Raw genomic sequence first — 21,055 nt, forward strand, 5'->3', positions numbered from 1 at the left:
TTTGTGGGAGCGATATAGGAAGGAAGTAAGTGCAGCCATGATGAGTGCCTCCCGACGTGGAACTGCTGCTGCGCCTACTGATTCCGTGGCAAGGGTTTCCTGGCGTCTGAACTCCCACAATGACCCCACATCAAAAGCAATCGCGTCCCGACTGGCACTGGGAGAGAGCGATGAATACTCGTCACCACTGGAGCGGTGAAACTGAGACACACGCCTGGCGGAGAAGTGTGGGGAAAACCAAAATTCAAGGGTCCCGGTGTAGACCAAGCTGGACACATCGCCAGCCTTTAGTCGCCGGGATAATGCTTTTGCAGATGCCGGCCGCACGGGCGGAGGGTTTGAGACCATTTCCTTGCTTGACCGAGGCCGCCAGAAAGCGGATACCTGCTATCCTCCACCGGACGCCAACGTCCCACGAGGTCGAATTTCGGATGGTGCGCTAGTAGGGCAGCACTGCTCTGTCGATTTGAGCGCGCCCGAAAGCCGGCGCCACCGGGCCGCCACACCCGGCTGACTTCAGGCGGGCGGCGGCGGAGCCTGAAAGATGAATGTCGGTGACGGTCGAAAACTGAGCCATTGTGACGGTTGAAAACTGAGCCACCTGTTCCAAACGATTGGGTGGGTGATCACAGTGGAGGATTGGGCGCTTATTCGGCGGTTGCATCTTGCCGAGGGTGAGTCGATGAGGTCAATAGCGGTGGTCCGGGTCCCCGGCCTGGTTCCGGGAGAACGTGGCCAGGATCCGGCCGGAGTATGCTCCGGCGGATCCTGCGGACCGGATCAGTTACGAACCCGGCGACCAGGCGCAGTGCGACCTGTGGTTCCCCGAGGTGCGGATACCCGTCGGCGCCGGCAAACCCCGGATGCTGCCGGTGCTGGTGATGGTGTCCTCGCATTCACGGTTCATCATGGCCCGGATGGTCCCGTCCCGGATGACCGGGGACCTGCTGGCCGGGATGTGGGAGCTGATCGGATCCCTGGGTGCGGTTCCGCGGCGGCTGATCTGGGACAACGAAACCGGCATCGGACGGCGGAACAGCTACGCCGCCGGCGTCGCGGCGTTCGCCGGGGTCCTCGCGACCAGGATCGTGCAGGTCAAACCCTACGACCCGGAGAGCAAGGGCGTGGTGGAGCGGGCGAACCAGTTCCTGGAGACCTCCTTCCTGCCCGGCCGGGCCTTTGCGTCGCCGGAGGATTTCAACGCCCAGCTCGGCCAGTGGCTGCCCAAAGCCAACGCCCGGTTGGTCCGGCGGACCGGCGCCCGGCCGACCGAGCTGATCGGCCCGGACAAGGCAGCGATGCTGGGACTGCCGCCGGTTCCGCCCGTGACCGGTTTTGCCGCGCGGGTCCGGCTCCCGCGGGACTACTACATCCGGATGGGATCCAATGACTACTCCGTGCATCCGCAGGCGATCGGCAGGTTCGTCGATGTCACCGCAGACCTGGAGACCGTCACGGTCAGCCTGGACGGCCGATGCGTCGGAAGCCATCCCAGGTCCTGGGGCGCGGGGCAGACGATCACCGATCCGGACCATGTCGAGGCTGCCCGGACCTTGCGGAAAGCCTTCCAAAACCCGGCACCTGCCGGGGACACGGCCGGGCTGCGGGACCTGGCGGACTACGACCGGGCGTTCGGGGTCGTTCTCGATGACGGGCAGGTCGCCTGATGACCGAAGCGAAGGAAACCGCCGGCCAGATCGAGTACTACTCCCGGGCGATGAAAGCCCCAAGGATCCGGGAAGCGGCAGCCCGGCTCGCGGACCAGGCCCGCGAGGCCGGCTGGACCCATGAGGAATACCTGGCAGCGGTCCTCTCCCGGGAGGTCGCCGCACGGGAAGCCTCCGGAGCCGAATCCCGTGCCCGGGCCGCCGGCTTCCCTGCCCGTAAATCACTCGATGACTTCAGCTTCGACCACCAGCCCGGCCTCAAACGCGACACCATCGCGCACCTGGCCACCGGCGCGTTCCTCAGCGAGGCCTCCAACATCGTCCTGCTCGGCCCGCCCGGAACCGGCAAAACCCACCTCGCGACCGGGTTGGGGCTGCGGGCCGCCCAGCTGGGCCACCGGGTCCTGTTCGCGACCGCCATCGACTGGGTCGCCCGGCTTCAGGCTGCGCATCAGGGCGGGCGGCTGCCGCAGGAGCTGGTCCGGCTGCGCCGCTACGGGCTGATCATCGTCGATGAAGTCGGTTACATCCCGTTCGAACAGGACGCCGCGAACCTGTTCTTCCAGCTCGTCTCCTCACGCTACGAGCACGCCTCGCTGATTCTGACCTCGAACCTGCCGTTCGCCCGCTGGGGAGATGTGTTCGGAGACCAGGTCGTCGCCTCGGCCATGATCGACCGCATCGTCCACCACGCCGAAGTCGTCACCCTCAAAGGCTCGAGCTACCGTCTCAAACACACCCGCACGGACTCCCTGCCCTCGACACGACCGGAAAATCAGGCAGAATAACGAACGTCAACGTGGCTCACTTTTCAACCCACGAAACGGCTCAGTTTTCGACCATCGCTGACACCAAATAGTTGCCGAAGCCGTCCAAGCAGGCGCTAGGATCGTCGGATGGGGACTGGTCTGGCATTCAAAGCATCGACAATATTGGCTTCGTCGGAGGAACAGGCAGACTATTGCCTCGGTCAGGAGCAATCGGGGATCCAGGGCTTCGATGCGTGCATGCGTGAACTGGAACGCAACAGTAATCAGAGCGGGCTAATAACGATGCTCATTATCGCCGGAGTCATCGCGGCCGTGTACTTCTACAACAAGGGACGATCGGACAGCGATACGGCGAGGCAGCCTCGCGCGGACTCGCTCTGACACCGCACTTCCAAGCGAAAGCATCCCACCATGGCAAAGACGGCCACCATCATCGGCGCGGCCGCAGCCGCCGTCATCCTTATCGGACTCGGACCAATGCCAATCGGCTACTACACACTGCTCAGATGGGCTGTCTGCATCGCCGCCGCCTGGATTGCTGTCTTGGCGTGGCAGAACGGCAAAGCAGGCTGGCTGCTCCTCTTGGTGCCGGTTGCCATTCTGTTCAATCCGATCGCTCCCATGTACCTGATGACGAGGGCGGCCTGGGCACCTTGGGATGTGGCCGCGGCTGTGATCCTGGCCCTAGCTGGAACTCAGGCGGACAAGGCGTCGGCTAAGACCCGTGTCTGAGCGCCGCTTGAATACTCACTGACGCAGACGTCGGACACACATGTCTGTTCGGGCCCACAGGGCCTGCCCTGCACTTTGGGCGACACGGTGCCCGTGACGTCGTCCATTTGTTATCGAGCGCCGTCCCTTGATGAGCAAAAAACGAGAGCCTGTAAGCGGACTGGGATCGAGGGCGGCGACTGCAAAACCCGAAGGATGTCTGCCGACAACATCACAAACAGGGACGACGTAGTGCAGCTGCAACGAGTGTCAACTAAGGTTGGAACACCAAGATTTTGAGCCGACAATTACGAGTCGGAAACAGTGGGATCAACTATGCGCAATGGTCCAGATAGGTCGGAATCTCACATCAACCTCGGGGTCGCCCGGCAATCTTCTGCGGGGCGACCCTTCTAGGATAGTAGGCTCGAGAAAATTACGTCCTGCAACAGAGTGCCATCTTCAGTCTTCCATTCCGTTCGTCCGTTAGCGGACCTTCCGAGGACGAACATCGCCGCAGCGCTGGGCGATGGGAACTCGACGGGCCGATCAAGCAGCAAGTGGTGTGGTCCGTCAGGCGTCAACGCTCCTTGGGAGATCAGATCTCTTCTTCGACTCAAAAGGGATTCCCGCATAGAGACTTTCGTTGTTCGGAGCAGCCGAGCCTTGGTCAGCTGGAATTGTCCGTTGCAAAATTGAGCTTCGCCGAATGAACCTTCTGTGCCGTACAGTCGGAGGCTGAGTCCCTCTGTAGCCACAGTTGAAATGGCTTCGGTGGTCGCGTCGGGCCTCAGATCCCATTCCTTCTCCAGCATGCTAAGAAGTGCTTGCTGGCGCTCCAAAATGGTGTTGGCGTCCCACTGATCCTGCGTGATGACCTGCGTTGTAACTGAAAAAACTGACACGCCCTTAGCTGTCTTGAAGTATGTCGACTTCTTGAAATCGAAGTCAGCGTTGCCCGCCTGGGAGTTCTTTCTCTGATTTAGCAAGACCAAATTACCCAGACGGTTCACCAGGGTCGCTCGTTCTTCGTCGCTGAATATTCGACGCCAAGACGAATCCGGGGCCGGCCTCTGTGGGAGCACATGCTCGACGGTTATCACCTTATGGTTGTAGCTGACTCCTGCTTCTCCCGATAGAATCTCGTCGGTACGCAACAAGACATATCTAGCAACGGGGTTGGCCCCGTAAATTTGGCCATCCAGCGCTTCTAGGGTTGCGGACTTTTCTTGTTCTGTGAGTTGGAGAGCACGAGACTCGAGCCCGTTACCGCTCTCCAGATGTCGCAAGAGCTCGGCGTACCGTTGGGCGCGTGGGGTGGCGTATTCGCGGCGAATAAGCATCGAGGCGGCGAGGCGCTCGAATCGGCGGAAGAAGTCCGCCAGGAAGTCCTCATCGTCGCCTTGGTTGTGAATTGCCCAGAGAGCAGGTGGTAGCCAGTCCTTATTGTTCAATGCGTTCAATCGTCTAAGAGCAGAGTTGATTTCGACGGATCGCGCGCGACCTTGGAAGGAAGAATTTGTAACGATTTCGTATGCTTGCGAATACGGGACTAGAACCCTGTCGACGAAGTCAGTGGCTCGGTCGGGTAGGAACTTGGCCAATACTAGTTCTTGGAACTCTTTGAGTAGGGAAGTTTTGGCCCGTTCTTGGACGAAAATTGTGCGGATGTGAAGGAACAAGTCAGCGAAGGACGACCGCGTTATATTTACCTCGGCCTGTTCCCATCTCGACGCATACTGCTTTCTGGCGGGTTCATCCGATATTGAGCCGATGACGCGAGACTTGAAGATGTCGGCTGGGGAAAGTTCAAGGCCGCGCGAATTCATCACGCTAAAAATGCGATGTGCGCTTTCAGTTGAGGGTGTGCTGACCACAACGAGGAAAGTCTTCTTAGATAGCAGCGCGGCGAGCTGCTTCCGCTTTTCGGAGCTCCAAGAAATGAGTTCCTCATGAAAATGCTTGAAGTTCTCGAAGATTCTCTGTTGCGATTCAGAGGCATCAATGGGTGGCGATTTCATATCAGTGATTTTTTCCAGACCCGCGGCGGACTGAATATTACGGTAAAAGAATTCTTGGTCACGATTTCTTAGGATCACACGGGGCTGTGATGGCGCATCATCGAACGGGTCGATGGGCGCGTGGATCCAGCTTTCTATACGGTTGACGACGGTTTCTTCCGTGGCCAGCGCGCGCAGTGCCGAGAACAATATTGTTAGTGTAGTTAGTCGCTGCTGACCGTCAATTACATCGGCCGCCGGACTACCCTTCGACTTCACGAGAACGATGGAACCCAAGAAGTAGGGTTCGCCATCGTTCTGATCCATGGCGTCCTTCAGATCGTCGAGCAGTTGACCCGACTGATCGGTGGACCAAGAGTAGGGACGTTGGTAGTCCGGGATGGAGAACGCGAAGTCACTAGAAAAGATCTTTTCAAGAGACAATTCGTGCGCCTCCAGTGTGGGTGCTAGGTTCGCCGTCATATGTTCATCCTCCTGCGAGCGACGATGACGTCGCTGATGGCGCATTGAATATTGGCTAGGTAGTTCGTGGCTGGATTCATCTGCGCGCCTCGGCGAACCGCGGGGCCATGGTTTCCATCTGCTCCATGACCAGCTTGATCGCCTCTGGCTGCTTGGCCGGCGGGTACCCGAAACGGACCAGGAGTCGCTTGATCGAGGACCGTAGCTTGGCCCGCACGTCGTCGCGCACAGTCCAGTCAGTGCGGACGTCACGGCGCATTACCGACACAAGCTCGCGGGCGATGTCAGCCAGGACGCCTTCGCCCTGAACCTCCACAGCAGACTCATTCGAAGCCACAGCGTCGTAGAAGGCTAGTTCGTCCGTATTCAGTGGCGGAGTGAACTGCGCACCGCGGTTGCCTTCTGCGGCCACCTCACGCGCCAGCTCCACCAGCTCAGCGATGACCTCCGCTGATGTCAGCTGCTGGTTGGTGTACTTCTTCATCAGCTCGGTGATCCGCTCCGAGAAGGCCCGCTGCCGGATCACGTTATTCCGGGTCGTCTTCGCCGACTCGTCGGCGATGAGCTTCCGCAGCGCCTCGATGGCCAGCTGCGGATTCCGCGCCTGCTGGGTCTTGGCGATGAACTCCGGCGTCAGGTCATCCAGCGATGGCTTGGGCATGCCGGCAGCCTCGTAGATGTCCAGGACCTCGCCCGAAGACGTTGCGGTCGCGATCAGATTGCCCAGCAGCCGCTGAATCTCTTCCGGCACCGGCTCGCCGCTGGCCTGCCGGTCGGCGGCGTCGAACTTGGCCATATACACCCGGGTCTCCTCATAGACCTGGATCTCCGGCCGCAGCTCGGCCAGGGTCTCGGACCCCGAGCACAGCGCCCACGCCCGCGAGAGCTGGCTGGAGAACCGCCGGTACTTCGAGGCGAGCGTCTCCTCGCCTTCGGCAGGCTGGTTTCCAGGCGTCCCCGGGCTGCGCAGGTAGTTGGCTGCGCCCGTCGCAGCGGACACAAACGCCTTCGGGCCGCCCTTCATAAGCACGGCCTTCCAGTCGTAGCCGGCGATCAAACCCCGCAGGGACTCCACCAGTCCAAGGGCAGCGCCTACCGCTTCATCGACATTGCGACCCACCGGCCTGTTCTTCTGGTCGGACTGCGTGTACTCGCCCAGCGCCTTTGCCAAGTTCTCCGCCAGCGGGGCGTACGCCACCAGCAGCCCGTCCTCCTTGCCGCGGAACGTACGGTTCACGCGGGCAAGCGTCTGCATCAGCAGCGCGCCCTTGAGCGGCCGGTCCAGGTACAGGGTGTGCAGCGGTGGGGCGTCGAAGCCAGTGAGCATCATGTCCTTGACGATCACCAGTTCCAGCTCGTCGTCCACGTCCTTGAGCCGTTCCTTCACCGAGGCGTTCGCAGAGTCGCGGCGCACGTGATCGGAGACCGGCGGCACGTCGGACGCGGTGCCGGAGTAGACCACTTTGATCTTGCCCTTTGCCAGGTCGTCGGAATGCCACTCAGGCCGAAGCTCCACGATGGCCGTGTACAGCTTCGCGCAGATTTCCCGCGTCCCGCCGACGATCATGGCTTTGCCCGGCGCCTCGATGAACTTGCCCATCCGGACGCTGCGGTTCTCCCAGTGCGCGACCAGGTCGGCGGCCAGCGCCGCGATCCGCTGCGGCGCACCGTAGACGGCATTCACGACGGCGACGCTCGCCTCGATGCGCGCCCGCTCGGTGTCATCCAGCCCCACCGTGGCCTCATCGGCCGCCTGGTCCAGGATCTCCTCCGTCACGTTCGAAGCCAACCCCACCTTGATCAGCCGCGGCTCGAAGTACACAGGCACGGTAGCGCCGTCCTCCACCGCGCGGGAGAGGTCATAAATGTCGATGTATTCTCCGAACACGTCTTGGGTGTTGCGGTCGTCGAACGAGATCGGTGTTCCGGTGAAGGCGATCAGCGTGGCGTGGGGAAGGGCGTCACGAAGGTGCCGGGCGTAACCGTCCAGGTCGTCATAGTGCGAGCGGTGAGCTTCGTCCACCACCACGATGATGTTGCGCCGGTCGGACAGCAGCGGGTGCTCGGCGCCGGCGTCCTTCTCCGACTTGCTGCGGCCAAACTTCTGCAGGGTGGTGAAGTAGATGCCGCCGGTGGTGCGGTTGCTCAATTCGTCCCGGAGCTCGGAGCGTTTCTTGATCTGTTTGGGGGACTCGGCCAGCAACAGGCTGCGTTCGAAGCCCTCGAACAGCTGGCCGTCGAGCTCGTTGCGGTCAGTGATGACGACGACGGTGGGGTTCTTCAGCTTGGGGTGGCGCGCCACGAGGTTGGCGTAGAGCTCCATTTCCATGGACTTGCCCGAACCCTGGGTGTGCCAGACGACGCCGGCCTTGCCGTTGCTTTCCACGGCCTGAACGGTGCTGCCCACGGCTTTCGTCACGGCAAAATACTGGTGCGGCTTTGCGATGCGCTTGCTTAGGCCGTCCGAGCCTTCATCAAACGCAGTGAAGTTGCGGACCAACTGAAGGAACCGCTCCTGGTTGTAGAGGCCCTGAAGTGCGGTCTCGAGGGCTGTCACGGCCTCGCCGTCTTCCATGTACCCGGGCGCGACGGGCACTCCGTCGTCGTCGACGTTCCATGGTGAGAAGTGGTTGAGGGGAGTGAACGGTGTGCCGTACTTGGCCTGGATCCCGTCCGAGGCGAGCGTGAACACGCAGAAGCGGAACGCCATGGGGAACTCGCGCAGGTAGGTCTGCAGCTGGGCGTGCGCGGAGGCGACGTCGGCGGTGGCGCTGCCGGCCTTCTTGAGTTCGATGACGCTGACGGGCATCCCGTTGCAGTAGAGCACGACGTCGAAGCGGCGTTTGAAGTCGCCCTGCACCAGGGTGACTTGGTTGACGGCGAGCCAGTCGTTCTGGTCCGGGTCCGAGCTCAGCAGGTGGATGGTGGGGTTGGCCTCGTTGCCATCCGAGTCGATGTAGCTGAGCCGGTAGCCGTCTACGAGGTAGTTGTGGATACGGTGGTTTTCGGTGATGGCGTCGTTGGACTTGGGCGCGGCAATCTCTGCGAGTGCCTGCTGCAGGTACTGGGCCGGAACCCTCGGGTTGAACCGCTGCAGAGCCGCGGCCAGCCGGGGCCGGATCAACAGCTCGTCCCATGAATCGCGCTCACCCCTGCCCGGCGCGATGTCCTGCCCTGTAGCTGGCCGCCACCCGAGCGGCTCGGCCAAACGGTCTAGCGCCATGCCTTCCCAATCGGCTTCGGAAAAGGCTACTGCGGGTGCTGCTGTCACGGTGTTTCCCCCTGATGGACCGGATGTCATTCTAGATGTCGTGCGTAAGCTCGGCCTCGAGCCAACACTTATTGGGCTGTACGAGCGCGAGGTGGTGACGCCAACGCGATTGTGCAAGCAGCGCATGCACAATCGCTGTGGCCGGCGGCCAGGCTGCGGCGCAGGGCGTCGCCATTGCTAGCTGAGACGCACTATCGCCCGACCTCATACCCCCGCTTCCTCCAGCACTTTCTCCGCGTCCGTGACCCGTAGCTTTCCGGACATGAGTTGGGGAAGGAGGGCATCGCGGGTGGTGGCGAGCGTCTGGTTCTCCGCCGCCGCGTTCAATGCCAAACCCCGAATGGACAGGACCTGCTGGCCGAAGGCGAGGGCTCGCTCTGTTCCGGGCCACGGAATTTCAACCAAAGATAGATCCTTCCAGCTCGTTCGAGGCATTCTTGTTCCTTCGCTTAGCGCCGTAACTGCCCGCACAACCTCATCGCTCGCTAAGGCAGCCAGTGCGAAACCTGCCATTTCGTGGGCACCGGGGCTTAGGACTAGGACGTCCGTGGAGCAAATGCCGTTTGTGGAGGCGGTGACCACCTTGTGGAAATAGGGGCGGAGCTTTCCGAACAAGACGTCGCCATCGCTAAAACGGTGCTTATTGCTTGTGACATCCGATGATTCGCCGATCTCACCCAGCCACATTAGTCGTCGCGGAATGTGCTCAAGGCCGACATAGGGAATCGTCACATCGAGCTTCGTAGGGTCGACCGGCTCCTTGCGGGATCGCACGAGTTTTGCCAGCGGCCTAGTGTCCGCGGATTCAGAGGAGAGGAGGTCGAAGTTACTTCGGATCCAGGCGTCTCCAAGAGCGGCCAACTTTGTGTTGGCGGCGATCTTGTCGTCGAGAGCCCCCAGTACTTCCGCGATCGCCCGCTGCTGATCCAGCTCCGGTATTTGGATTGAAATCCCACGTAGCGAAGTAAGCGGCTGCCCGATGCCCGGTGTTCCAACGGTTGACGCGCGGTTCAAGAGCTCCCGTTGACCGGGTCCGCGGAAGTAGTAGAAAACGAAACGGGGATCAACCCTACGTAGATCAACCGTGAGCTTCATCATGCTGGAGGACAGCAGCATCTGACGCTTCCCAACGATGCCAACGCGACCGATTGCCCCGCGATGAGGGAAAACTAAGTCCCCCTCGTTCAGCAAGCAAGCGGGAAACCGAGCCGCCGTTTCCGGCTCAACAAAGACTAGGTCGGACTCATCCAGTTCCCCGCCCTCCCCAATGTTCTGACCGCGAACAACGGGAACCCCCGATGGAACGTATAAATCAGCCTTCAGACTTGATCCAAACGGCCCGATAGCTATCGACCGATTGTCGGGCGCTGCGATCTCGGCAATGGTGACAGTCTTGAGACTCATAGGACCCGCCCCAACTGCTCGCTCACAACCTGGGCCAGCCGCTCGGATTCCTCGAACTGCTCGAAGAGCTCCTTCGACAGGCGGGCGATCTTTTCTTCGATCGGCTCGCCGTCGTGCTCAACATCGGCCGCACCGACATACCGGCCAGGCGTCAGCGCGTAGTCTGCGGCCTTCACCTCCGCGAGGCTGGCCGAATAGCAGAAGCCAGCTTCGTCGTTGTACGTCAGCCCCGCCTCACCGGCGGATGCTGTGCCGCGCCAGGCGTGGTAGGTGTTGGCGATCTTGGCGATGTCGTCGTCGGATAGCGCGCGCTCGGCGCGGTCCACCATGTAGCCGAGGTTGCGGGCGTCGATGAAGAGCACCTGCCCAGTGCGGTCCACTGAGCCGTTCTTGCCGGCGGTCTTGTCCTTGGCGAAGAACCAAGTGCAGACGGGGATGCCGGTGCTGCGGAAGAGCTGGGTGGGCAGCGCCACCATGCAGGAGACCAGGTCAGCTTCCACCAGCTGGGCCCGGATCTCGCCCTCGCCGCCGGAGGTGGAGGACATGGAGCCGTTGGCCATGACGACGCCGGCGCTGCCGCCGGGGGCCAGTTTGGAGATGATGTGCTGGATCCAGGCGTAGTTGGCGTTGCCAGCCGGGGGCACTCCGTACTTCCAGCGGGGGTCGGATTCTGCGCGGGCCCAGTCCTTGATGTTGAAGGGCGGGTTGGCCATGATGAAGTCGGCGCCGTTGTTTCCGGTCAGTTCGGGGTGCTGGTCCCGGGCGAACGTGTCGCCCCAGCGGGAGGCGAGGTTGGCGTTGAGGCCGTGGATGGCGAGGTTCATCTTGGCCATCCGCCAGGTGCGCTCGTTGAGCTCCTGGCCGTAGACGGAGATGTCCGAGCCCTCCATGTTGTGGGCTGCGAGGAACTTCTCGGCCTGGACGAACATGCCGCCGGAACCGCAGCAGGGATCGTAGACGCGGCCGCGGAGGGGTTCGAGAACCTCCACGAGAACGCGGACCACGCCGGCCGGGGTGTAGAACTCGCCGCCGCGCTTGCCCTCGGCCTTGGCAAACTTCTCCAGGAAGTACTCGTAGACCTCGCCGAGCAGGTCGCGGGCCTTGCTGGCGCCCTGGCCGGTGAAGCGGGCGGAGTTGAACAGGTCCAGCAGTTCGCCGAGGCGGCGCTGGTCCACGTTGTCGCGGTTGTAGATGCGGGGGAGCGTGGCCGCCAAGGACTTGTTGTCGGCCATGATGAGTTCCATGGCTTCATCGATGAGCTGGCCGATCTGCTTGGGCTCGGCGCCTTCCATCGCGGGGAGGCCCTTGGCGTTGTCTGCCAGGTAGGTCCAGCGGGCCCGTTCGGATACCCAGAACACGCCGCGGCCGGTGTACTCGTCGACGTCGTCGATCAGCTGGGCGATTTGCTCTTCCTTGAGCCCGTCTGCTTCCAGCTCGGCCTGGATCTGCCCGCGGCGCTCCTCGAAGGCATCCGAGACGTACTTCAGGAACACCAGGCCCAGGATCACGTCCTTGTACTGGGAGGCATCCATGGAACCGCGCAGTTTGTCCGCGGCCTTCCAGAGGGTGTCCTTGAGTTCCTTCATGGTGGACGGGGCGAGGTCCACCTTCATTTTCGGGGGCATTAACGGGTTCCTTCGGTCTGTGGTTCGGCGAGCTTAATGGTGGGGTCTGTCAGGGTGAGGCTTCCGCCCGCTACGCCGTCCGTAATCAGGGTAGCGAGTTCTTCCAGCCGCTCAAGGCGTTCGCGGGCTTGTTGCTGCTCGTGTTGCAGCCGGGCGAGCGTTTCACCCAGCTTCTTGCGCTGGGCACCCGGTATGCGGCGTAGGCGCCACTGGCGCCAGGACTTGTCTGCTGCACCGAGGGCGCTGATGTCCGCGGCGACGACGTCGGCCAGCAGGCCGCCGGGGTCACCGGCGTCGATCCGTAACACCCTGGCCGGGAAGACGACGGCGGAGCCGCCCTCGTGATCCACCAGAGCCGCGGGACGGGGGCTGGTGCAGAAGACGACGTCGCCCGGCTCAGTGAGCCGGCCGGAAGGATTGTTGGCGGCAAACTCGAGAAGGTCGATGCAGCGGTGCGGCGCAGCGTGCGCGTTCAGGAGATCCGCCGGTCCGAGGAGCCGGGTGCCCTCCGGTTTGGTCGCGGTTGCCTCCTGAACCCGGTTGCCCTTGATGTACCGAAGGTTACCTAGACGAAGCAGTTCCTCGACCTTGACGGTGCCCGTTGCCGCCGGCGCCTCCACTGGCTCAACCATAAGCCTGGCTTCCGTGGACCCGAAGAGTCCGGGCCTGAGCAGTTCGTCGATCCTGAGGGCGGCATCGGCGCTGGCCCTGACACGCGTAGTCGTTGGCGCGGACGCCGCCACGAGGCATCCCTTTCCAGCCAGCAAGGTACGGGTGGGAATGAGGCGAGCGAAGCGGAAGGAATGCGCGCGGAGAGTCCAGCGGTTGCCCATGGCGGCGACTACGTCGCTGACGAGGTCCTGGCTGACGTCCTGCGTGAGCCGCCGGGTGCTGAGGTCCGCCACCATGGTCCAGCGGTCCACGATAGGGACTTCGGCGAAGGACGGCCCAAGGATCCAGAGGGCCTGGAGCTCCCGAGGCTTGGCCTTGAGCAAGCCCGGCGGCAGCTGGATGATGGCCCGGACGCGGCCGGAGCGCAACAGGTCGCCTCGCAGGTTGCCGGCTGTTCCGGTCAGCGGAGCGGACAGCAGTCTGGCGGGTGCGATGATTACGGCGCGCTGGGCGTCGTCCATTTGCAGCACGACGTTTTCGATCCCCGCCAGGATTTCCTCAGCGGTGGCGCTTGGGTTGCCGGGGGAGGGGTACTGGGCCGCTTGAACTGCTGGCCCGGAGATGGCGAGACCGTCCTCGCCCTTGATGCTGACCAGCCCCGTATCGGCGCCGTGCACCGCGAGCCGCCGCCTCAAGAGGCGCGCGGCGGCGCCGTCGTCGTCCGTGGTCAAGACCGGAACGTGGGCGGCATCCGTGTGTGCCTGGAGAATCGCGACTAGGAGGTCGCCGCCGCCGGCCGTCGGATCAACAAACACCGGACGGCCGTCCAGGGTGGCGGCCAGCGCCGTGGCGGCCGCCGCGACCAAAGACAGGGCCGGTGCCGTGAGGGCGGTGTCCGCGTGTTCGCGAAGGCCGGCACGGAACCGGTCCGCCAGGAGCGCTTCGAAGGCTGCCGGTGCGCTGTACGCACTGTCGGTCAGTCTGTCTCCATAGCCGGCCAGCGCCGGCAACTCGTCCGTGAGGGCTTCCAGTTCGGAGTAAAGCAGGCGATCGTCCGGGTCGCATTCGTCCGCGACGTCCAGTAACTGGTCCGTGCCGAGCGTTGACAGTTGCCGGCCGGTCAGGACTTTCAACGCCAGGAGCGACGTCAGGGCGTTGAAGGTCTCCCGCTGGCCTTGCAGAGCCGGGGCGGCAAAAGCGGCAGCGTCGTACCGCGCCTCAGTGTTGTTGCCGCGGCCGGTGGCTTCCAGCCAAGCGCCGACCTGGTCGGCGTCGAACAGTTCCCTTCCGCCGTCGAGCGCCGCCGGCGCCGGAAACGGGTGGGCAGACGCGGCGCTGCGTTTGCGCCACATGGAAACGACGGGGCGCTGGACCTGCGCGAGGGCGGCAACGTCCGAAAGGGTCATGCGCAGAGCTTCTGCTTCATTCATTTTCCGCCTCCTTACAACGTCGACCCTCAGCCTAACTGGGCTCCGCGGCTTTTCTTGTCAGGTGCTGATAACGGGGGTTATCAGTGTTCTTTGGTTCTTGTTGGGGTGGGCCGCCATACCTTCGTTCTGCAGCTACGAAGGAATCCTCCGGAGCTGCGACGGCGGCGGCGGGGAACCACGCATTGGGGGACTGGTGTCCCGCCGCCGCTCAGCAGCCATCCGAGAACAGAGGAGCACATCAATGTTGAACACCGAGACCACCAACGAGCCGGCGGGCACGCATAGCAAAGACGTACTGGGGGAGGCGCAGCCGGCCGGGGTCAAGGCTAAGCCGGGACGGAAGCGGCGGATCTTGGCTGCCGTCGCCGTCCTGGGCCTTCTGGCGGGTGCCACCGCCGTCGGCACCACGCTGCCGGACCCGAAGTCCAGCGACGCCTACGCGGCGCTGGCAGGGGAGAAGGCGTCCGTGGAGTCCGAGCGCGACTCGGCTAAGTCCAGCTACGAGTCGATGAAATCGAAGTACGACACTCTAGAGAGCGGCATTGCGGCCCGCGAAGCCAAGGTCACCGCCCGCGAAACAGACGTCGGGAAGGCCGATGCAGCCGTCAAGACTGCCGAAGCCGAGGTCAAGAAGCGCGAAGAAGCAGTAACCGGCGCCGAGAAAACGAAGGCGGCCAATACCGTCGGCGACGGCACCTGGACCGTCGGTACGGACATAGCGCCAGGCACCTACCGGGCGACAGCCGACGTCGGCTCCTCCTGCTACTGGGGCATCTACGCCACCGGCAGCAACGGCAGCAACATCATCGACAACGATCTCCCCGGCGGAGGCCGGCCCTCAGTTGCCCTCTCCGGCGGCCAGGACTTCAAGTCCAGCCGCTGCGGCACGTGGGAAAAGCAGTAGCAACCCCACGCACTCACACCATTTCATTCACCTGTAGAAAGGCACCACATGACACACGAGATCTCCGATCAGCCCTTGACCGCTGCGATTGCAGCGCCTCAGCCGCGACCGTTCTTCAAGAAGAAGCGCTTCCTCATCCCCGCCGGTGTTCTGGTGCTCGGCATCGCCCTGGGCTCGTGCTCCGGCGGTGCCAAGCAGGCCAGTGACGTGAGCCCTGCGGCGGCGCCGTCCTCCGCGGCGGCTGTTGCGGCGGCCCCGAATGCTACTGCTGCTCCGGCAGTTGCCGCTCCGGCACCGGCACCGACGGTCGCTGCCGGACCCGTCGTCGGGAAACCTTTCAGCGTAAAGATGGGCAGCGGCGACGTCGCGAAGATCACAATTGTCTCTGCCGTGCGGACGGATGCTGTCGCCACCACAGCGTTCGCCACCCCCGCGAAGAACGGCAGCTACCTGCTCCTGGACGTCCTGTGGGAAACGGAGACGGGGAAGACCAGCTCCAACCCGTTCTACTTCTCGGCTAAGGACTCCAGCGGGCGCAAAGCCGATCTGAACCTCTTCGCGGACAACCAGCTGGGCTCCGGCGACATTCTGCCGGGTGACAAGGCGCGAGGATTCATTGCTTTCGACATCGCGCCCGGTGCTTCCACTGTGATGATATCCACCCCGCTCATGCAGGAAGCCGCCCGGATCCAGATCCCGGGGTAGGGCGGCAAGGGAGCCGTGTCTGTGGCACCTGGCTCCTTTTGGTCGCCTACAGTTCAACTGTTCACTTTCGTATTACCAATTGGGGGATTTCATGAGCATCAACAAGGAGCAAGTTTCGCCGTATGGGCAGATGCCCGATGCAGGCTCCGGAACCATGGTGACCGCCGGCATCGGAACGGTTCCCGGGGTCCAGATGTACCAGTTCCGCGGCGGGGCTGCGTCCTGGTTCGGTACCCAGATCCTCGGCGTCCTGATCACGGTCTGCACCCTTGGGATCTGCTACCCGTTCGCCGTCGTCCTGATCGAACGGTGGCGGGCAACAAACACCTATCTTCACGGCCGGCAGCTTCGGTTTATCGGCACCGGGTGGGGCATTTTCGGACTGTGGATCAAGTGGCTGCTGCTGAGCATCATCACGCTGGGCATCTACACGTTCTGGGTCTACCCGCGGCTGATGCAGTGGAAGGTTGAGAACACCGTCTACGCGTAGGCGGAAGGCCCTGCACCCGTTGGGGTGCAGGGCCTTGGTTGGAGCGCTGCTAGTCGCGCCACAAGTGCATCTTTTGAGGCCATCCGGTAGTTGTGGCGCCAGCGTTCCTTGTCAGCGGGCCTACAGTGACGGAGCCGACGATCCTCCTGTGGCACCGCGCGGCTGTCGTGGCGTCGACCCTTGCGACAGCCGAGTCGCCGCGGGGGTAAGTGGCGCCGGTAAGATGCCATCAGCATCTTCGCCGAGCACAAAGGAACCCAGTGCGAATCGTCTCGTGGAACTGCTCTATGGCGTACTACAAGAAACGACACCTGATCGAGGCGCTGCAGCCCGACGTCGTCATACTCCAAGAGGTCGCCAAGAAGGACATTTCCGCGGCCGAGCAACCTTTCGCGGCATGGACCGGCAGCAATCTGAACAAAGGTCTCGGGGTTATTGGATTCGCCAACGCGCGCTACAAAATTTCAGAGCACGCGGATCCCAATTTGCCCTGGCATCTTCCCTTTTCGATCGACGGCCTAAACGTCATTGCCCTTTGGGCGCATCAGTTGAATCGCGATCTCAGGTATGTTCGCGTGACCCATGAGGTAGTCGACCGCCATGCTGGATTCCTTGCCGGCGGCAACGCCTTGCTCATGGGGGACTTCAACAGCAACACGGTCTGGGATGGGCATCATCCGGGCAGGAACCACAGCATGCTGGTCGAAAAGCTGGCTGGGCTTGGACTCAGCAGCGTCTACCACCGCGACGCGGTGAATGACCAAGGGGCGGAGCCGACGAAAACCTACTTTCACACCCGGAACCTCCGCTTCGGGCATCACATTGACTTCGCATTCCTGAGCGATGGACTCCCGGCCGATCTCCGATTAGGGGGATCCGAAGACTGGTTGGCGCATAGCGACCACATGCCGCTGATCTTGGACATCGCCCAGTAACACGCGGTTTTAAGGCGCCGCAGCCTGCTCGGCAACCTTCGTGCGCGCTGCACCGAATTGCCAGCGGGACGTGGAGACGTCCCGCTGGACTGACCTTCGGGTCATTCCGTCGGTTGCGGAAAAGGACCAACTTGCCTGTCCACGGGAAGACGGGACCAGGCAATCACCACCGAGAGGCTGGATGAGGACGCCATGGACCGGACACTCCTGATCGCCGGCTGAGGTCGTCCTGTCTCTGGCGAAGGACCAGAATGTCGGCTAGAAGCTGATCAACGCCCCCGCACGAGTCTGATTGTCTGCACGAGGATGCTCAAGTAGAGAACTACCGCAAAAAGGGTTGGCCGCATTCCAGCCGTATTCAAGGTGTCCAGGAGGTTGATGATGGCAAGTGCAAGGCCGATGCCCGAGAGGGCCAGCGCCGCAATTAGGGGAGCCAGGGATTTGCTGCGCCGTGCTGCGATGTTCCATATCCCGCCTGCCAGCAGGGCGACAATGAAAAGGACATTAAGGGAATCGAATATGACGACTTCGACAATCTCGCTCTCGCTGAGGGTGCCGATGAGAGAGCCGTACTGCGTGTACAACCAGACCATGCCAAACGCGGCCAGCGCACCTACTACAAGGAGCCCGATTCCGATGCCTGTCCGTCCCTTACGGGAGCGCTTGGCGTCGTCAGTCTCCGCTGCAATGGCTGGGTAGCCCGCGTGTGTATATTCCGTGCTCATGTGTGTTCCCCCCGAGAGTGCAGGGAGAACCCAATGCCCCCCAGCTGGGAACAACGTAGCAGCCTAGGGGACTTCTTGGTGTCTAAGGTCACTGCCAAACAAAGGAAATGTTCCCAAACGCGGCAGGAATAGGTCGAGTACTTTGGAACAGCGCCAAGCTCGTGTGCTTGCCTCAGGGTCCCGCCCCGACCCCGCGACGCCGGGTCGCGATGTGCTCGGCGACCATGATCGTGGGGATGTTGGTGTTAGCCGACGGCGGTTCAGGAAGGATCGAGGCGTCGACCACCGAGAGGCCTGGCACTCCGTACACCCGACCCGACGTGTCGACCACGGCCCCGGCCCGAGGGTCCGTTCCCATCGCACAGGTGCCCACGGGGTGGTGGTAGGTCGTGGCCGTGGCCTTGATCCAGGCGCGAACGGCGACGGCGTCAGCGACCAGGTCCCGCCGGGGCGCGAGCCGGGAACCGCGAGTGATCCGGGTCAGGTGAGGGTGGGACACGGCAGCGTCCGCGAGCTGCAGGCCCTCCACCAATCGGTCGATGTCCACTGGATTGCGGAAGTACCCGAGGTCGATGGCCGGCGCGGCGTTCGGGTCGAGACTGTGCAGCCGCACCTCACCGCGCGACGCCGGCTTCAGCAACGCTGCGGCGAGCATGCAGTGGTACCCGTCCTCGAGCCGGTAGGGTCCGCATACCATGAGCTGGAGATCCGGGGGATCCGCAGCTGATCTCCGGCTGCTCCGGGCTGTCGCCATCACCTGGAAGAGCGGAGGGTCGCCCAGCGGTTGGAGACAGGGCAGGTCGATTGCCACCCAGGGGTGGTCAGCGAGATTCGTTCCGACACCGGGCAGGTCCATCGTGACGGGCCCGCCCAATGCGGCTACGTCCGCGGCGGGGCCGATGCCAGACCGGATGAGCAGCGCTGGCGAGTGGTAGGCGCCCGCGCAGACAATCACCTCATCGGCCGCGATGATCTCGCCGTCGGAGGACCGGACCCCTATCGCACGCCCGCCACTTAACACGACCTCGGCGATCGGACAGGTCGCGCGGATGGTCAGGTTGGGCCGGGAGCGGATTGGATCCAGATAGGCCCCCGCGGTGCTGACCCGAAGGCCTCGCACACAGTTGACTGGCAGCGCCGAGAGGCCGACGGCCCCCGGGGCGTTGTGGTCTGGAATTCGGGGGATGCCCACGTCCGCGATGGCGTCCTCTAAAGCGCGCGTGAGCTCGGACCGTTGGTCCCCCAGGTAGCGGCGGATCGGCACCGGGCCGTCTGTCCCGTGATAGGGCGATGAACCGAAGTCGAGGTCATGCTCAAGGCGGAGGAAAGACGGCAGCACGTCCGCGAACGTCCATCCCGGCAAGGCCCAGCCGTCGTAATCGGCCGGATGCCCGCGCAGAGCGAAGGTGGCATTGACGGCCGACGACCCCCCGGTCACCCGCCCTTGCGGAAGGTCCAGCGGAGGTCCGCCGGCGACGCCCGTACCATGAAGCCCCCAGTCGTGCGAGGCCGTGCTGGTGCCATGAATGCCGTCCGCGAGGTCGGCCGGGAGGCTCGCCGCCGGGTAGTCCGGCCCCGCTTCTAACAGCACCACCTCGCGATCGGCGTCCTCGCTGAGCCGCGAAGCCAGCACACAGCCTGCACTGCCCGCACCCACCACGGCCACGTCATACCGGCTCTTCATCTCTTGCCCTCGCCTCCGATTCCAGTCTCGGACGGCTGTCGGGATATTACTAGTTCGAATTCGAACCGCCCCAGAGAGGTCTCCGGGCCACGATATACGCCGACGGCGCGGATGCCACGCGGGTCCAGTCTCAGTCACCGTAAGGAGGCCAGGTACAGATCAACAGGTCTTCGATTGGCGCAGGTCTCTGCCCGGGAACATGCGTAGACAGCCGGGCGGCGGGAGAGCGGCCAGCGTCCTTCCCCCGGCTAAGCTGGAGCCACGTAGCCATTTGGGTGGGGGACCTCAATGACAGATTTGCAGCACGCAGAGACAGCCGAACGCACAACGGAGTGGTCCCGGCGCTGCCGGCGGATGAACGTGGTCTACGTGGTCACAGTCATTGTCGTCCAACTGCCGTTGGCTGTTGGGCTCTTCCTGGTCAGCTTCTGGCTCCTGAACGTCTGCGGGCCACTCCTGCGGGGCGACGTCGCCTTCGGCCATCCTGCCTACGAGTATTTGCAGGACTCGAAGGATCTCCTTGCCATTGCTCTTGGTGGACTGACCGCCATACTGGTCCTCACCTCGGTCCTGCTGCATCGCTGGTGGAAACGCTCCGCAGCAGCATTGGGGCCAATGCCTGCGGAACTGCGTCCGAAGACCTATAGGGCCTGGAACCGGCACAGGCGAATGATGCGGGGGAGCTACCTCGCGGGTGGGGCATCACTCCTGTGGGTATCCGCGCTGCTGGCGACCAGCATTGTCTCCGGAGTGCAGGCGTTCGAAGAATGGTCTGCCCAGGGCGGATCCGGCTACGACGATCCAGGCTACGACGAAGCGCACTCCCTGCTGGATATGTCCTTCGCCCTGGGCAGTGCCGGTGCCATTGCCCTGATCCTCCTGAGTGTTTCCTTGTGCCGCACTTACGGCCGTGCCCAACAGCTGCTCGGTCCGCAGCCGGACCGGGTCGCAATCCGCGAGCTGGAAGACGGCACAGCGGCTTAGAGGAGCGATTAAGTGATTGGGTCCGTCGAAGGAAACATCGTTGCGGTGCGACGACGACGCCAGATCAGCGGACTTTTCGCGGGCCTGGCTGCCATCGCCGGTGTCATCGCTTTGGCAGATCCAAGCAGCCACTCGAGCTACGTCCTCGTGCAAAACCTGAATCCGTATTTCATCGGCGCATTTTCCACCGCTGCGGCTGTGACTGCGGGGGCATTCTCGTCGGGCCGGCGCAGCGAACGGTGGGCGGCCGGCATTCTGGGAGGCTGCGTGGCATTGGGCTTGGTGGGCGCGGGAGCCATGACCGTCCCCCCGCCACCAAAGTATTCCTTGGCCGGGCCTGGCAACGGCCTGGTCCTGCTGGTTACCCGTGACTCGGCATTTCTTGATCCCAGCGATGTCGTCACTATTCAAAAGCCGTCGGGATTAGCCAGTCAGGAATGGTACCTGGCCTGCATCGACAATTTTCCTGGGTTCTATAAGGCGGAATGGATCACCGAGAGCCAAGTCAGCCCGACTGTCGGCGACGCCACGGCAAGTGACACCCGGACCTTCTTCGTCGATCCGCAAACTGGAGTCCCCTTGGGCGCCGGCCTATGCTCCTCAGCGGCATCCTCCCACCGACCAGGTGTCCGGTCTCCGCGCTGAGGCCAAGTCG

17 protein-coding genes are annotated in these 21,055 nt (G+C 63.0%); 10 read left to right on the forward strand and 7 right to left on the reverse strand.

Going from position 1 to position 21,055, the window contains the following annotated elements:
• The first annotated feature begins 731 nt into the window (after positions 1 to 731).
• The 4 genes from AC1DF4_RS06950 (at position 732) to AC1DF4_RS06965 (ending at position 3,169) form a co-directional block, all read left to right on the forward strand.
• Positions 732 to 1,667, forward strand: coding sequence for a Mu transposase domain-containing protein (locus AC1DF4_RS06950; protein WP_476912199.1), 936 nt, complete (start codon positions 732 to 734; stop codon positions 1,665 to 1,667).
• Positions 1,667 to 2,455 (forward strand): IS21-like element helper ATPase IstB, encoded by a 789-nt coding sequence (gene istB, locus AC1DF4_RS06955; protein ID WP_476912200.1) that lies wholly within the window; start codon positions 1,667 to 1,669, stop codon positions 2,453 to 2,455. The genes AC1DF4_RS06950 and istB overlap by 1 nt, the downstream gene beginning before the upstream one ends.
• A 108-nt stretch (positions 2,456 to 2,563) precedes the next feature.
• Entirely contained in the window at positions 2,564 to 2,818 is a 255-nt protein-coding gene (locus tag AC1DF4_RS06960; protein ID WP_476912201.1) for a hypothetical protein, read from the forward strand.
• Positions 2,819 to 2,848: 30 nt separating this feature from the next.
• A complete protein-coding gene (locus AC1DF4_RS06965; RefSeq protein WP_476912202.1) occupies positions 2,849 to 3,169 on the forward strand; it encodes a DUF6804 family protein in 321 nt (106 codons plus the stop codon).
• A gap of 392 nt (positions 3,170 to 3,561) precedes the next feature.
• Here the strand turns inward: AC1DF4_RS06965 and AC1DF4_RS06970 are convergent, their stop codons facing one another.
• The 5 genes from AC1DF4_RS06970 to AC1DF4_RS06990 form a co-directional block, all read right to left on the reverse strand.
• Positions 3,562 to 5,631, reverse strand: coding sequence for a DUF4357 domain-containing protein (locus tag AC1DF4_RS06970; RefSeq protein WP_476912203.1), 2,070 nt, complete (start codon positions 5,629 to 5,631; stop codon positions 3,562 to 3,564).
• Between the two features lie 76 nt (positions 5,632 to 5,707).
• A complete protein-coding gene (locus AC1DF4_RS06975; protein ID WP_476912204.1) occupies positions 5,708 to 8,932 on the reverse strand; it encodes a type I restriction endonuclease subunit R in 3,225 nt (1,074 codons plus the stop codon).
• 174 nt (positions 8,933 to 9,106) lie between these two features.
• A complete protein-coding gene (locus AC1DF4_RS06980; RefSeq protein WP_476912205.1) occupies positions 9,107 to 10,306 on the reverse strand; it encodes a restriction endonuclease subunit S in 1,200 nt (399 codons plus the stop codon).
• Positions 10,303 to 11,931, reverse strand: coding sequence for a class I SAM-dependent DNA methyltransferase (locus AC1DF4_RS06985; protein WP_476912206.1), 1,629 nt, complete (start codon positions 11,929 to 11,931; stop codon positions 10,303 to 10,305). The genes AC1DF4_RS06980 and AC1DF4_RS06985 overlap by 4 nt, the downstream gene beginning before the upstream one ends.
• A complete protein-coding gene (locus AC1DF4_RS06990) occupies positions 11,931 to 13,973 on the reverse strand; it encodes a hypothetical protein (RefSeq protein WP_476912207.1) in 2,043 nt (680 codons plus the stop codon). Before AC1DF4_RS06990 ends, AC1DF4_RS06985 begins: the two co-directional genes overlap by 1 nt.
• A gap of 241 nt (positions 13,974 to 14,214) precedes the next feature.
• Here AC1DF4_RS06990 and AC1DF4_RS06995 point away from each other — a divergent pair, with 241 nt between their 5' ends.
• From AC1DF4_RS06995 to AC1DF4_RS07010, 4 genes are all read left to right on the forward strand, one after another.
• Positions 14,215 to 14,877 (forward strand): hypothetical protein, encoded by a 663-nt coding sequence (locus tag AC1DF4_RS06995; protein WP_476912208.1) that lies wholly within the window; start codon positions 14,215 to 14,217, stop codon positions 14,875 to 14,877.
• 48 nt (positions 14,878 to 14,925) lie between these two features.
• Entirely contained in the window at positions 14,926 to 15,582 is a 657-nt protein-coding gene (locus AC1DF4_RS07000) for a DUF4352 domain-containing protein (protein WP_476912209.1), read from the forward strand.
• A gap of 91 nt (positions 15,583 to 15,673) precedes the next feature.
• On the forward strand, positions 15,674 to 16,072 hold the full coding sequence (locus AC1DF4_RS07005) for a DUF898 family protein (RefSeq protein ID WP_476912210.1): 399 nt from the start codon (positions 15,674 to 15,676) through the stop codon (positions 16,070 to 16,072).
• A gap of 260 nt (positions 16,073 to 16,332) precedes the next feature.
• Positions 16,333 to 17,007: an endonuclease/exonuclease/phosphatase family protein gene (locus tag AC1DF4_RS07010; RefSeq protein WP_476912211.1), complete on the forward strand. Its 675-nt coding sequence runs from the start codon at positions 16,333 to 16,335 to the stop codon at positions 17,005 to 17,007.
• Between the two features lie 269 nt (positions 17,008 to 17,276).
• Here AC1DF4_RS07010 and AC1DF4_RS07015 read toward each other — a convergent pair whose 3' ends face one another.
• Together AC1DF4_RS07015 and AC1DF4_RS07020 are read right to left on the reverse strand one after the other, a co-directional pair.
• Positions 17,277 to 17,732, reverse strand: coding sequence for a hypothetical protein (locus tag AC1DF4_RS07015; RefSeq protein ID WP_476912212.1), 456 nt, complete (start codon positions 17,730 to 17,732; stop codon positions 17,277 to 17,279).
• Positions 17,733 to 17,904: 172 nt separating this feature from the next.
• Positions 17,905 to 19,416, reverse strand: a complete 1,512-nt coding sequence (locus AC1DF4_RS07020; protein ID WP_476912213.1) for a GMC family oxidoreductase — start codon at positions 19,414 to 19,416, stop codon at positions 17,905 to 17,907.
• 288 nt (positions 19,417 to 19,704) lie between these two features.
• Here AC1DF4_RS07020 and AC1DF4_RS07025 point away from each other — a divergent pair, with 288 nt between their 5' ends.
• Positions 19,705 to 20,400 (forward strand): hypothetical protein, encoded by a 696-nt coding sequence (locus AC1DF4_RS07025; RefSeq protein ID WP_476912214.1) that lies wholly within the window; start codon positions 19,705 to 19,707, stop codon positions 20,398 to 20,400.
• Between the two features lie 12 nt (positions 20,401 to 20,412).
• Positions 20,413 to 21,045, forward strand: a complete 633-nt coding sequence (locus AC1DF4_RS07030; protein WP_476912215.1) for a hypothetical protein — start codon at positions 20,413 to 20,415, stop codon at positions 21,043 to 21,045.
• Positions 21,046 to 21,055: the final 10 nt, after the last annotated feature.

It is taken from the genome of Arthrobacter sp. 05N429 (genome assembly GCF_056397045.1).